Genomic DNA, 14,399 nt, shown 5'->3' on the forward strand with positions numbered 1-14,399 from the left:
TCCTTCATTTTTATGCCGCTTTGGCTGGCTAAACTAGTATTCTGTAAGGAGTGTCACTTTTGTGGCAATGCGTGCCCGCACGGTTGTCCTCTGGAGAGAATTTTCGCCGCCATGAATGCAAAACCCCAACGTCGTTCCCTGATGCTGCGCCTGCTGGTTGCCGCCATCGTGGCCATTGTCGCCGTGCTGATTTGGCGTCATTTCAACGCCGCGCCGCCGGCCGCTGAAACACAAGCGGCTGCCCGCCCTGCCGGCGGTGCCAAAGGAGCGGCCGCCGGTGGCAAACGCCGCGGCAATCTGTCGCCGGTTCAGGTGGCCACGGCCACGCAGCAATCCGTGCCGAGCTATCTGATTGGGCTGGGCACCGTCACCGCCGCCAATACCGTTACCGTCACCAGCCGGGTCGACGGCCAACTGATGACGTTGCACTTCACCGAAGGGCAGCAGGTGAAAGCCGGCGATCTGCTGGCGGAAATCGATCCCCGGCCATTCCAGGTCCAGTTGACCCAGGCTCAGGGGCAGCTGGCGAAGGATCAGGCGACGCTGGCCAACGCCCGGCGCGATCTGGCCCGCTACCAGCAACTGGTGAAAACCAATCTGGTCTCTCGCCAGGAGCTGGACACGCAGGCCTCGCTGGTGCAGCAGACCGAAGGGTCCATCAAGGCCGATCAGGGCGCGGTGGACAGCGCTCAGCTGCAGCTGACCTACAGCAAAATCATCGCCCCGATCTCCGGCCGCGTGGGCCTCAAACAGGTCGATATGGGCAACTACATCACCAGCGGCTCCACCGCCATCGTGGTGATCACGCAAACGCATCCGATCGACGTGGTGTTCACGCTGCCGGAAAGCACCATCAGCGACATCATGAAGGCGCAAAAGGCCGGCCCGGTCAGCGTCGAAGCCTGGGGGCGCACCAACAAGACCCTGTTGGCGCAGGGCAATCTGCTCAGCCTGGATAACCAGATAGACACCACCACCGGCACCATCAAGCTGAAGGCGCAGTACGCCAACCAGGACGACGCGCTGTTCCCCAATCAGTTCGTCAATGCGCGGCTGAAAGTCGCCACGTTGCAAAACGCCATCGTGGTGCCGACCGCCGCCGTGCAGATGGGCAACGAAGGCAACTTCGTCTGGACGATGGACGATGAGAATAAAGTCAGCAAACGCCTGGTCACCGTCGGCATTGAAGACAGCCAAAACGTGGTCATCGCCAGCGGCCTGAACGCCGGGCAACGCGTGGTGACCGACGGCATCGACCAACTGACGGAGGGCATGAAGGTTGAGGTGGTGACGCCGCAAACCAAAGCGGCCGGCGGCAACGCCGCACCGCACGCCAAGCGGGAGAAAGCCTGATGCAGGTGATGACGCCGAACCCCGGCGGCGGCCCGTCCCGCCTGTTTATTCTGCGCCCGGTCGCCACCACGCTGCTGATGGTGGCGATCCTGCTGGCGGGGATCATCGGCTACCGCGCGCTGCCGGTTTCCGCCCTGCCGGAAGTGGACTACCCGACCATTCAGGTGGTGACGCTGTACCCCGGCGCCAGCCCGGACGTGGTGACCTCTGCCATCACCGCGCCGCTGGAGCGCCAGTTCGGCCAGATGTCCGGCCTCAAACAGATGCTGTCACAGAACTCCGGCGGCGCCTCGGTGATCACCCTACAGTTCCAGCTGGCGCTGTCGCTGGATATTGCCGAGCAGGAGGTGCAGGCGGCGATCAACTCCGCCACCAACCTGCTGCCGACCGATCTGCCCTATCCGCCAATCTACAGCAAGGTTAACCCCGCCGATCCGCCGATCCTGACGCTGGCCGTCACCTCCACCGCCATGCCGATGACGCAGGTGGAAGACATGGTGGAAACTCGCGTGGCGCAAAAAATTTCCCAGGTGACCGGCGTCGGTCTGGTCACCCTTTCCGGCGGCCAGCGCCCGGCGGTACGCGTGAAGCTCAACGCGCCGGCCATGGCGGCCAACGGGCTCGACAGCGAAACCGTGCGCACCGCCATCACGGCCGCAAACGTCAACTCCGCCAAAGGCAGCCTGGACGGCCCGACCCGCTCGGTCACCCTGTCCGCTAACGATCAGATGAAGTCCGCCGATGAGTACCGGCGGCTGATCGTCGCCTACAAAAACGGCGCGCCGATCCGCCTGCAGGACATCGCCACCGTCGAACAGGGTGCGGAAAACACCCGGCTGGCGGCCTGGGCCAACAAGCAGCCGGCGATCGTGCTGAACATTCAGCGCCAGCCCGGCGTCAACGTCATCACCACCGCCGACAGCATTCGCGAAATGCTGCCGACGCTGATTAAAAGCCTGCCCAAGTCGGTCGACGTCAAAGTGCTGACCGACCGCACCACCACCATTCGCGCCTCGGTCAGCGACGTGCAGTTCGAGCTGCTGCTGGCGATCGCGCTGGTGGTGATGGTGATTTACGTGTTCCTGCGCAACGTGCCGGCGACCATTATCCCCAGCGTGGCGGTGCCGCTGTCGCTGGTCGGCACCTTCGCCGCCATGTACTTCCTCGGTTTCTCCATCAACAACCTGACGCTGATGGCGCTGACCATCGCCACCGGCTTCGTGGTGGACGACGCCATCGTGGTGATCGAGAACATCTCGCGCTACATCGAGAAAGGCGAAAAACCGCTCGACGCCGCGCTGAAAGGGGCCGGCGAAATCGGCTTCACCATCATCTCGCTGACCTTCTCGCTGGTGGCGGTGCTGATCCCGCTGCTGTTCATGGGCGACATCGTCGGCCGCCTGTTCCGCGAGTTCGCCGTGACACTGGCGGTGGCGATTCTGATCTCCGCCGTGGTGTCGCTGACGCTGACGCCGATGATGTGCGCCCGCCTGTTGAGCCATGAGTCGCTGCGCAAGCAGAACCGTTTCTCCGCTGCCTCGGAACGTTTCTTCGAACGCGTGATCGCCGGCTACGGCCGCTGGCTGAAAGTCGTGCTCGCCCACCAGTGGCTGACGCTGTGCATAGCGTTGAGCACCCTGGCCGTCACCGTGCTGCTCTACCTGTTCATCCCCAAAGGCTTCTTCCCGATTCAGGACAACGGCCTGATCCAGGGCACGCTGGAAGCGCCGCAGTCGGTGTCGTTCAGCAAAATGGCGGTGCTGCAACAGCAGGTCGCCGCGCAGGTGCTGCAAGATCCGGCGGTAGAGAGCCTGACCTCGTTTATCGGCGTCGACGGCACCAACGCCGCCCTCAACAGCGGCCGGCTGCAGATCAACCTGAAGCCGCTGAGCGAACGCAGCGACAGCCTGCAGACCATCATCGACCGGATGCAGGAGAAGGCGGCAGCGCTGCCCGGCCTGAAGCTCTATCTGCAACCGGTGCAGGATCTGACCATCGACACCCAGGTCAGCCGCACGCAGTACCAGTTCACCCTGCAGGCGATGTCCCTTGAGCAGCTCAGCCAATGGGTGCCGCAGCTGATCGACGAACTGCGGCAGACGCCCGAGCTGCAGGACGTCAGCAGCGACTGGCAGGATCAGGGGCTGGAGGCCTATATCAACGTCGATCGCGACTCGGCGTCGCGCCTCGGCATCCAGATGAGCGACGTGGACAGCGCGCTGTACAACGCCTTCGGCCAGCGCCTGATCTCCACCATCTACACCCAGGCCAACCAGTACCGCGTGGTGCTGGAGCATGACGTGCAGGCGACGCCGGGGCTGGCGGCGCTGAACGATATCCGCCTCACCAGCAGTACCGGCGCCGTGGTGCCGCTGAATACCCTCGCCAAAATTGAACAGCGCAACGGGCCGCTGGCGATCAACCACCTCGATCAGTTCCCGGCGACCACCGTCTCCTTCAACGTGGCGGAGGGCTACTCGCTGGAAGAAGCGGTCAACGCCATTACCCAGGTCGAGAAGACCCTGGCGATGCCGAAAGACATCACCACCAAATTCCAGGGCGCGACCCTGGCCTTCCAGGCGGCGCTCGGCAGCACGCTGTGGCTGATCCTGGCGGCGGTGGTGGCGATGTATATCGTGCTGGGCGTGCTGTATGAAAGCTTCATCCATCCGATCACCATCCTCTCCACCCTGCCGACCGCCGGGGTTGGCGCGCTGCTGGCGCTGATGCTGGCGGGCAGCGAGCTGGACGTGATCGCCATCATCGGTATTATCCTGCTGATCGGCATCGTGAAGAAAAACGCCATCATGATGATCGACTTCGCCCTGGCCGCCGAACGCGAGCAGGGCATGAAGCCCTATGACGCCATCTATCAGGCCTGCCTGCTGCGTTTTAGGCCGATCCTGATGACCACGCTGGCCGCCCTGCTCGGCGCGCTGCCGCTGATGCTCAGCACCGGCGTCGGCGCGGAGCTGCGCCGGCCGCTCGGCATCTGCATGGTCGGCGGCCTGATCATGAGCCAGATCCTGACGCTGTTCACCACCCCGGTGATTTACCTGCTGTTCGATAAACTGGCGCGCAGCACCCACGCCAAAGAAGAAGCACGGGAGACACCGTGAAATTCTTCTCGCTGTTTATCTTCCGGCCGGTGGCCACCACCCTGCTGACGCTGGCTATCGCGCTGGCGGGCGCGCTGGGCTTCAGCCTGCTGCCCGTCGCGCCGCTCCCGCAGGTGGACTACCCGGTGATCTCCGTCACCGCAACCTTGCCGGGCGCCGATCCGGAAACCATGGCGACCTCGGTCGCCACCCCGCTGGAGCGCGCGCTCAGCCGCATCGCCGGGGTTAACGAAATGACCTCAATGAGCTCGCTCGGCAGCACCCGCGTGATCCTGCAGTTCGATCTCAGCCGCGACATCAACGGCGCGGCGCGCGACGTGCAGGCGGCGATCAACGCCGCGCAAAGCCTGCTGCCCTCCGGCATGCCGAGCCGCCCGACCTATCGGCAGATGAACCCGTCGGACGCGCCGATCATGATCCTGACGCTCACCTCCGACACCTACAGCCAGGGGCAACTTTACGACTTCGCCTCCACCCAGCTGGCGCAGAAAATCGCCCAGACCGAGGGCGTCGGCGACGTCACCGTCGGCGGCAGCTCGCTGCCTGCGGTGCGGGTGGAGCTGAACCCTTCCGCGCTGTTTAACCAGGGCGTATCGCTGGACAGCGTGCGCCAGGCCATCAGCAACGCCAACCTGCGCACGCCGCTCGGCTCGGCCGAAAGCCAGGACAAGCGCTGGCAGATCCAGAGCAACGACCAGATCAAGAAGGCCGAGGGCTACAAGCCGCTGATCGTGCATTACAACAACGGCTCCGCCGTCCGGCTGAGCGACGTCGCCAACGTCATCGACTCGGTGCAGGACGTACGCAACGCCGGGATGACCAACGCCCAACCGGCGATCCTGCTGGTGGTCAGCCGCTCGCCGGACGCCAACATCATCGCCACCGTCGATCGCATCCGCGCCGAGCTGCCCGATCTGCAGGCCAGCATTCCGGCCTCGATCAAGCTGAACATCGCGCAGGATCGCTCGCCGACCATTCGCGCCTCGCTGGCGGAAGTGGAGCAATCGCTGGTCATCGCCATCGCGCTGGTGATCCTGGTGGTGTTCGCCTTCCTGCGCTCCGGCCGCGCCACGCTGATCCCCGCCGTCGCGGTGCCGGTGTCGTTGATCGGCACCTTCGCCGCCATGTATCTGTGCGGTTTCAGCCTCAACAACCTGTCGCTGATGGCGCTGACCATCGCCACCGGCTTCGTGGTGGACGACGCCATCGTGGTGCTGGAAAACATTTCCCGCCACGTGGAAGCCGGCATCAAGCCGCTGCAGGCGGCGCTGCAAGGGATACGCGAGGTCGGCTTTACCGTGCTTTCGATGAGCATGTCGCTGGTGGCGGTATTTATTCCGCTGCTGCTGATGGAGGGGCTGCCGGGGCGCCTGTTCCGCGAGTTCGCCGTTACCCTGTCGGTGTCTATCGGGCTGTCGCTGATCATCTCGCTGACGCTCACGCCGATGATGTGCGCCTACCTGCTGCGCCCGCAAACGGAACGCGCGCAGCAGCGCGTGCGCGGCTTCGGCAAGCTGTTGATGAAACTGCAGCAGGGCTACGGCCGCTCGCTGCACTGGGTGCTCGACCATGCCCGATGGGTGCTGGCGATCCTGCTGGCGACGGTGGCGCTGAACGTCTGGCTGTATATCAGCATCCCGAAAACCTTCTTCCCGGAACAGGATACCGGCCGTCTGATGGGGTCGATTCAGGCCGATCAGAGCATTTCGTTCCAGGCCATGCGCCAGAAACTGCAGGATTTCATGACCATCGTGCGCGACGATCCGGCGGTGGATAACGTCACCGGCTTCACCGGCGGTTCGCGCACCAACAGCGGTTCGATGTTCATCGCGCTTAAACCGCTGTCCGAACGCAAAGAGAGCGCGCAGCAGGTGATCGCTCGACTGCGCGCCAAGCTGGCGAAAGAGCCCGGCGCCAGCCTGTTCCTGATGGCGGTGCAGGATATCCGTGTCGGCGGCCGGCAGGCCAACGCCAGCTATCAGTACACGCTGCTGTCGGACGATTTGAGCGCCCTGCGCACCTGGGAGCCGAAAATCCGCACCGCGCTGGCCGCCCTGCCGGAGCTGGCGGACGTCAACTCGGATCAGCAGGATAAAGGCTCGGAGATGGATCTGATTTACGATCGCGACACCATGTCGCGCCTCGGCATCTCGGTGTCCGACGCCAACAACCTGTTGAACAACGCCTTCGGCCAACGGCAGATCTCGACCATCTATCAGCCGCTCAACCAATACAAGGTGGTGATGGAAGTGGCGCCTCCTTACACCCAGGACGTGAGTTCGCTGGACAAAATGTTCATCATCAACAGCGAAGGCAAGGCGATACCGCTCTCCTATTTCGCGCATTGGCAGCCGGCCAATACGCCGCTGGCGGTCAACCACCAGGGGCTGTCCGCCGCCTCCACCATCTCGTTCAACCTGCCGCTCGGGGCCAGCCTGGGTGACGCCACCGACGCCGTCACCCGCGCCATGACCCAGCTCGGCGTACCGCCTACGGTGCGCGGTGCCTTCGCCGGCACCGCCCAGGTGTTTCAGGACACCCTGAAATCGCAGGTGATCCTGATCCTGGCGGCGATCGCCACGGTGTACATCGTGCTCGGCGTGCTGTACGAGAGCTATATCCATCCGCTGACCATCCTCTCTACGCTGCCTTCCGCCGGCGTGGGCGCGCTGCTGGCGCTCGAGCTGTTCGGCGCGCCGTTCAGCCTGATTGCGCTGATCGGCATCATGCTGCTGATCGGCATCGTGAAGAAAAACGCCATCATGATGGTCGACTTCGCGCTCGAGGCGCAGCGCAATGGCGGCATCAGCGCCCGCGAGGCGATTTTCCAGGCCAGCCTGCTGCGTTTCCGGCCGATCATGATGACCACGCTGGCGGCGCTGTTCGGCGCGCTGCCGCTGGTGCTGGCCAGCGGCGACGGCGCAGAGCTGCGCCAGCCGCTCGGCATCACCATCGCCGGCGGTCTGGTGATGAGCCAGCTGCTGACGCTGTACACCACGCCGGTGGTCTATCTTTACTTCGACCGACTGCAGGCGAAGTTCCGCCGCAGTAAGCAACTGGCCCCGCTGCCCCATTAATGGCCGACCGATGCTGATGAAACACGCCGCCACGGTACGCTGGCAACTCTGGATAGTGGCATTCGGCTTCTTTATGCAGACGCTGGATACCACTATCGTCAACACCGCCCTGCCCTCGATGGCCGCCAGCCTGGGGGAGAACCCGCTGCGCATGCAGTCAGTGATCGTCTCCTATGTGCTGACGGTGGCGGTAACGCTGCCGGCCAGCGGCTGGCTGGCGGACAAGGTCGGCGTACAGCGGGTGTTTTTCAGTGCCATCGTGCTGTTCACCCTCGGCTCCATTCTCTGCGCCCGCTCGGAAACCCTGAACGAACTGATCGCCTCGCGCGTGATTCAGGGCATCGGCGGCGCGATGATGGTGCCGGTCGGCCGCCTGACGGTGATGAAGATCGTGCCGCGCGAGCAGTACATGGCGGCGATGACCTTCGTGACGCTGCCGGGCCAGATCGGCCCGCTGATGGGGCCGGCGCTGGGCGGCTTTCTGGTGCAATACGCCAGCTGGCACTGGATTTTCCTGATCAATATTCCGGTGGGCATCGTAGGCGCCATCGCCACGCTGCTGCTGATGCCCAACTACCAAATGCAGACCCGACGCTTCGACCTCAGCGGCTTTATCCTGCTGGCGATCGGCATGGCGTCGCTGACGCTGGCGCTCGACGGCCACAAGGGCATGGGGCTCTCCGGCAGCGCCATCGCCGGCCTGGTGGCGCTGGGCGTAGCGGCGCTGTTGGGGTATGTTTGGCATGCCTACGGCAATAGCCGCGCCCTGTTCTCGCTGCGGCTGCTGCGCACCCCGACTTACAAGATCGGGCTGCTGGCCAGCCTGCTGGGGCGCATCGGCAGCGGCATGCTGCCGTTCATGACGCCGCTGTTCCTGCAGGTGGGCATGGGTTTCACGCCGTTCCACGCCGGGCTGATGATGATCCCGATGATCATCGGCAGCATGGGCATGAAACGCATCGTGGTACAGGTGGTCAACCGCTTTGGCTACCGCAACGTGCTGGTGGCCGCCACGCTGCTGCTGGCGCTGGTCAGCCTGAGCTTCCTGTTGGCGGCGATGCTCGGCTGGCTGTGGCTGCTGCCGGTGGTGCTGTTCTTCCAGGGGATGGTCAACTCGCTGCGCTTCTCGGCGATGAACACCCTGACGCTGAAAGACCTGCCGGATCGGCTGGCCAGCAGCGGCAATAGCCTGTTGTCGATGGTCATGCAGCTGTCGATGAGCCTTGGCGTCAGCGTTGCCGGCATCTTGATCGGCAGCTTCGCCCATCACCAGGTGGTAGCCGACAGCCCGGCCATCCACAGCGCATTTATTTACAGCTACTGCTGTATGGCGTTGATTATCGCTCTGCCCGCACTGGCCTTCGCGCGCGTGCCGGCCGATAGCGCGCCCAACCGCACGCTGACCAAAGAGCCGGGTACCGGTTCAACGAGGTTGCAATGAAGATAGGCATTACCGGGAAACTGTTCCTGGCCATTTTCGCCACCTGCATGCTGGTGCTGATCACCATGCATTGGGGGGTGCGCGTCAGCTTTGAACGCGGCTTTATCGACTACATCAAGCACAGCAACGAGCAGCGCATCAATATGCTGAGCGAAGCGCTGGAGGAACAGTACAGCCACCACGGCAACTGGGTGTTCCTGCGCAACAACGATCAGGTGATCTACCAGATCATGCGCTCGTTCGAACAGAACAGCGACAGCAGCCACAACCTGCCGCCCAAGGGCTGGCGCACCCAGTTTTGGGTGGTGGACAGCCAGTTCAACCGCCTGGTAGGCCACTCCGGGCCGGTCCCGAAAGAGGGCCCGCGCCACCCGATCCGCTACAACAACGAGATCGTCGGCTGGGTGATCACCACCCCGGTCGAGCGCCTGACGCGCAACACCGACATCAACTTCGATCGCCAGCAGCGGCGCACCAGCTGGATCATCGTCGCGCTCTCCACCCTGCTGGCGGCGGCGGTGACCTGGCTGCTGTCGCGCGGCATGCTGGCCCCGGTCAAGCGCCTGGTGGCGGGCACCCATCGCCTGGCGGCGGGCGATTTCACCACCCGCGTGGCGGTCAGCAGCCAGGATGAACTGGGCCGGCTGGCGCACGACTTCAACCAGTTGGCCACCTCGCTGGAGAAAAACGAACAGATGCGCCGCGCTTTTATGGCCGACGTCTCGCACGAGCTGCGCACGCCGCTGGCGGTGCTGCGGGGCGAGCTGGAGGCGCTGCAGGACGGCGTGCGCCAGCCGACGCCGGCGTCGCTCAGTTCTCTGCAGGCCGAGGTGTCTACCCTGACTAAACTGGTCGACGATCTGCACCAGCTGTCGCTTTCCGATCTCGGCGCGCTGGCCTATCGCAAATCGTCGGTGGATTGCGTGCACCTGCTGCAGATCGCCGTCGCCGCCTTTCGCGAACGCTTCCGCGCCAAAGGGCTGGAGATCGTTACGCATCTGCCGGCCCAGGCGCCGCTGTTCGGCGATCCCGACCGTTTGAACCAGCTGTTCAATAACCTGCTGGAAAACAGCCTGCGCTACACCGACGCCGGCGGCCGGCTGGAAATCAGCGCCGAGCTGCAGCCAGGGCGGCTGTTCCTCTACTGGCAGGACAGCGCGCCGGGCATCAGCGATCAGCAGCTGACGCGCATTTTCGAACGTTTCTACCGGGCGGAAGGTTCACGCAACCGCGCCAGCGGCGGTTCCGGGCTGGGGCTGGCGATCTGCCACAACATCGTGGAAGCCCACGACGGGAAAATCCGCGCCGAGCATTCGCCTTTAGGCGGCGTGCGCATTACAGTAGAATTTGCTACCCCGATAAAAAATAAGGCGCCCTGATGGACATTCAGAATCACCCCGTGCAGATCATGATTGTTGAAGATGAGCCCAAGCTGGGCCAGCTGCTGGTGGACTATCTGCAGGCGGCGGGTTACGCCACCCGCTGGCTGACCAACGGCAACGAGGTGGTGCCGACCGTGCACCAGCATCCGCCGGCGCTGATTTTGCTCGACCTGATGTTGCCGGGTGCCGACGGCCTGACGGTGTGCCGCGAGCTGCGCCGCTTCAGCGACGTGCCTATCGTGATGGTGACGGCGAAAATCGAAGAGATCGATCGCCTACTGGGGCTGGAGATCGGCGCCGACGATTACATCTGCAAACCCTACAGCCCGCGCGAAGTGGTGGCGCGGGTGAAAACCATTCTGCGCCGCAGCTATCGGCCGCAGGAGAGCGCGCGGGAAGATGACCTGCTGCACATCGATGAGCCGCGTTTCCAGGCCAGCTATCAGGGGCAGTTGCTGGATCTGACGCCGGCGGAATTCCGCCTGCTGAAAACGCTGGCCAGCCAGCCGGGCAACGTGTTTTCACGCGAGCAGCTGCTGAACAACCTGTATGACGACTATCGGGTGGTCACCGATCGCACCATCGACAGCCACATCAAAAACCTGCGCCGCAAGCTGGAACTGATCGACGGGGAAAAATCCTTTATTCGCTCGGTATACGGCGTGGGCTACCGCTGGGAAGCCGAGCCCTGCCGGCTGGTGAATGGGGTTTAGGGGATCAGCGCGTCCAGTCTTCAACCGCCAACCCGGGCACCATGGCAAATGCGCGATCGTTGGTCACCAGCGTCGCGCCACGGCTCTGCGCGTGAGCGGCGATCAGTTGATCCAGCGCGCCCATGATTTTGCCCTTTCTCTCCATGTTCGCGCGCATTTCACCGTAGCAGCGGGCGGCCTCGCTATCCCATGCATAGACCGTCACCGCGGCAAGAAAGGCCTCGACCATGCTTTGCAACGCCTTGTTCCGCCGTTTAGCCACACCGTAAAGCAGTTCCGCCTCCGTGACGCTGGAAATACATACGGCAGAAGGCGGGAGCTTTTCCATGACGTTAAGCACCTGCGGATGCTGCCGAAACAGGTGGCTGACGGTGTTGGTATCAAACATGTACATCGCCTACTCTTCCTCAGAGAATGGATCGCGGTCTGCAACCCCTTGCTGACGATCTTCCGCGCCAAGAAACTCTTGCGGCACCGGCGTTTGGGCGATAATGCTCAGCAGCGGAGCCCAGCTGTCCGGCTTTGCCGGATATTTGGATAAAATCACGTTGCCCTCCGGATCGCGACGGATATAGACACGATCCGTATCAAATTCAAATTCCACCGGTAACCTCACCGCCTGATTTCTGCCGTTTTTAAACAGCTTTGCGATTCTTTCCATCTCGACACCTCCACAGCAGGCATAGGCCAAAGCATATGCCTGTAGCGTGTCGATGCCAAGATGTATCGCTCACTTTTCACTCACCTTTACGTAGCGGGCAAACGGTAACGCGCAATGCTGCTCGATGAAACCACGTAATTGTCATTATGCGGCGCACTGCGCAATCACCACGCCTTCCCTTAGCTTCCCGTGCGGCGCCGGGATTCTCGGATGAAAACTCCGCGCCGGCGCAAGAAAACTGCGCATTTTTTAGACTAAGCTGCTGTGAGGTTTAGCCGCCGATTTTCAAGCGATTGGCTACACTTACATCACGAATCGGAACCTACAGGAGAAGAACCATGGCAATCGGTCATTACGAGCTGAAAAAAGCAAAGAACGGACAGTACCACTTCAACCTGAAAGCCAGTAACGGCGAGATCATTCTGGCCAGCGAGATGTACGCCAGTAAAGCGTCGGCGGAGAACGGCATCGCCTCGGTGCAGACCAATGCGCCGCACGAAGCGCAGTTTGAACTGAAGCACAGCACCAGCAATCAGCCCTATTTTGTGCTGAAGGCCAAGAACCATCAGGTGATCGGCGTCAGCGAAATGTACAGCTCGGAAAGCGCAGCCAAAAACGGTATCCAGTCGGTGATGAAAAACGGCCCGACCACCGATATCCGCGATTTGAGCGCCTGATCCCCCGTGTCGCCCGCGCGGTGGCCGCCATCGCGCGTTTTCCGTTTGACCGGGATCAATCTCCCTTGAATAAATCCGGTTAACTGCTGATTTCTTGCCGCGCTGCGGCTACAATTCCCCGCTTTTACTGCGCCATCTGGGGCGCGATATACCCACTGGCTTTCATACGGCAGCCAGGCGGCAAGTTCGTGAGTCTCCAGGAGCTTGTTCAACCAAGTGACTGGAGTGAGCGAATGCAGCCAACAACGCTGCAGTTCGAAAGACAGAGGTATACTGACCTGAAATCAGACCGAGACACACTATGTTTACACCGGAACTTCTCTCCCCGGCCGGAACGCTGAAAAACATGCGTTACGCCTTCGCCTATGGCGCCGATGCGGTTTACGCCGGCCAGCCGCGCTACAGCCTGCGGGTGCGCAACAACGAATTCAACCACGAGAATCTGGCGCAGGGCATCAATGAAGCCCATGCGCTGGGCAAAAAATTCTACGTGGTGGTGAACATCGCCCCGCACAACGCCAAGTTGAAAACCTTCCTGCGCGATCTGAAGCCGGTTATCGATATGGGCCCGGATGCGCTGATCATGTCCGATCCCGGCCTTATCATGATGGTGCGCGAAGCCTTCCCGCAGATGGACATCCACCTGTCGGTGCAGGCCAACGCCGTTAACTGGGCGACGGTGAAGTTCTGGAAGCAAATGGGTCTGACCCGCGTGATCCTCTCGCGCGAGCTGTCGCTGGAAGAGATCGCCGAGATCCGCGCCGAAGTGCCGGACATGGAGCTGGAGATCTTCGTCCACGGCGCGCTGTGCATGGCCTACTCCGGCCGCTGCCTGCTGTCCGGCTATATCAACAAGCGCGATCCCAACCAGGGCACCTGCACCAACGCCTGCCGCTGGCAGTATAAGGCTGAAGAAGGCAAAGAGGACGACACCGGCAATATCGTGCACCTGCACGAGCCGATCCCGGTGCAAACCGTCGAGCCGACGCTGGGCATCGGCGCGCCGACCGACAAGGTGTTCATGCTGTCTGAAGCGCAAAAACCAGGCGAATATATGAGCGCCTTCGAAGACGAGCACGGCACCTATATCATGAACTCCAAGGATCTGCGCGCCATCCAGCACGTGGAGCGTCTGACGCAGCTCGGCGTGCACTCGCTGAAGATCGAAGGCCGCACCAAGTCCTTCTACTACTGCGCCCGCACCGCCCAGGTCTACCGCCGCGCCATCGACGACGCGGCCGCCGGCAAACCCTTCGATCCGACCCTGCTTACCACGCTGGAAGGCCTGGCGCACCGCGGCTACACCGAAGGCTTCCTGCGCCGCCACGTGCACGAAGCGCAGCAGAATTACGACTACGGCTCCTCGCTCTCCGAGCGCCAGCAGTTCGTCGGCGAATTCACCGGCGTGCGCCGCGATGGCTGGGCGGAGGTCGACGTGAAGAATAAGTTCTCACTCGGCGACAGCGTCGAGATGATGACGCCGGGCGGCAACGTGGTCTTCACCCTCGAAAGCATGCAAAATAAGAAAGGCGAACCGATTGAGGTGGCGCCGGGCAACGGCCATATCGTTTATTTGCCGATCCCGCAGGATATCGATCTCAATTATGCGTTGCTGATCCGCAATTTGGCGGAAGAAAATAGCGCCGGGGCATAAAAATGAATCGCCGTCATTCGGCGGCGATTTTTAGCAAATATTAGAATTGGATCACATCAATGTGCGCGCAGCTTGGTTACTATCACGCTGCTTAAAACGAACAACGAAAATATTTGCATAGCAATACTAGGAACCACCTCCTTAGCCGGCCCAATCTCCCTTGGGCTGGCTTTTTCTTTATGGGCTCGCCTATTTTTTTCGCTGCGCCTATTTCCATAACTTATTCTCGTTATCCGTTTTAATAATAATAATCACGCCGCTTCGATATATAAATAACGCTACAGCGATTAATCCTCTCGTCTTTAAAACCTGGCTTATTTCC

10 protein-coding genes are annotated in these 14,399 nt (G+C 62.1%); 8 read left to right on the top strand and 2 right to left on the bottom strand.

All coding sequences use genetic code 11. From position 1 onward, the window contains the following. Positions 1–111: 111 nt before the first annotated feature. The 6 genes from AC4PR2_RS13435 to baeR are packed head-to-tail and all read left to right on the top strand — an operon-like array spanning position 112 to position 11,085. On the top strand, positions 112–1,353 hold the full coding sequence (locus tag AC4PR2_RS13435; RefSeq protein ID WP_060441153.1) for an MdtA/MuxA family multidrug efflux RND transporter periplasmic adaptor subunit: 1,242 nt from the start codon (positions 112–114) through the stop codon (positions 1,351–1,353). Further along, the gene (locus AC4PR2_RS13440; RefSeq protein ID WP_492175219.1) at positions 1,353–4,472 is read left to right on the top strand and encodes an MdtB/MuxB family multidrug efflux RND transporter permease subunit; all 3,120 of its coding nucleotides are present in this window, start codon (positions 1,353–1,355) and stop codon (positions 4,470–4,472) included. The genes AC4PR2_RS13435 and AC4PR2_RS13440 overlap by 1 nt, the downstream gene beginning before the upstream one ends. After that, positions 4,469–7,549: a multidrug efflux RND transporter permease subunit MdtC gene (gene mdtC / locus AC4PR2_RS13445; RefSeq protein WP_070913884.1), complete on the top strand. Its 3,081-nt coding sequence runs from the start codon at positions 4,469–4,471 to the stop codon at positions 7,547–7,549. Before AC4PR2_RS13440 ends, mdtC begins: the two co-directional genes overlap by 4 nt. Positions 7,550–7,559: 10 nt before the next feature. Next, positions 7,560–8,990, top strand: a complete 1,431-nt coding sequence (locus tag AC4PR2_RS13450) for an MFS transporter (RefSeq protein ID WP_049202686.1) — start codon at positions 7,560–7,562, stop codon at positions 8,988–8,990. Beyond that, on the top strand, positions 8,987–10,369 hold the full coding sequence (gene baeS, locus AC4PR2_RS13455) for an envelope stress sensor histidine kinase BaeS (RefSeq protein WP_049202687.1): 1,383 nt from the start codon (positions 8,987–8,989) through the stop codon (positions 10,367–10,369). The genes AC4PR2_RS13450 and baeS overlap by 4 nt, the downstream gene beginning before the upstream one ends. Continuing rightward, positions 10,369–11,085, top strand: coding sequence for an envelope stress response regulator BaeR (gene baeR, locus AC4PR2_RS13460; protein WP_060441150.1), 717 nt, complete (start codon positions 10,369–10,371; stop codon positions 11,083–11,085). The genes baeS and baeR overlap by 1 nt, the downstream gene beginning before the upstream one ends. 4 nt (positions 11,086–11,089) lie before the next feature. On the opposite strand, the gene AC4PR2_RS13465 is transcribed toward baeR, so the two are convergent. After that, positions 11,090–11,479, bottom strand: a complete 390-nt coding sequence (locus AC4PR2_RS13465) for a type II toxin-antitoxin system VapC family toxin (protein ID WP_047730091.1) — start codon at positions 11,477–11,479, stop codon at positions 11,090–11,092. Positions 11,480–11,482: 3 nt separating this feature from the next. Next, on the bottom strand, positions 11,483–11,746 hold the full coding sequence (locus tag AC4PR2_RS13470; RefSeq protein ID WP_443014695.1) for an antitoxin: 264 nt from the start codon (positions 11,744–11,746) through the stop codon (positions 11,483–11,485). A gap of 338 nt (positions 11,747–12,084) precedes the next feature. On the opposite strand from AC4PR2_RS13470, the gene AC4PR2_RS13475 reads away from it, so the two are divergent. Beyond that, positions 12,085–12,423, top strand: coding sequence for a YegP family protein (locus AC4PR2_RS13475; RefSeq protein WP_038873760.1), 339 nt, complete (start codon positions 12,085–12,087; stop codon positions 12,421–12,423). 301 nt (positions 12,424–12,724) lie between these two features. Continuing rightward, positions 12,725–14,077 (top strand): prephenate-dependent tRNA uridine(34) hydroxylase TrhP, encoded by a 1,353-nt coding sequence (gene trhP, locus AC4PR2_RS13480; RefSeq protein WP_060424878.1) that lies wholly within the window; start codon positions 12,725–12,727, stop codon positions 14,075–14,077. Positions 14,078–14,399 lie beyond the last annotated feature (322 nt).

It is taken from the genome of Serratia sp. A07, assembly GCF_058725505.1.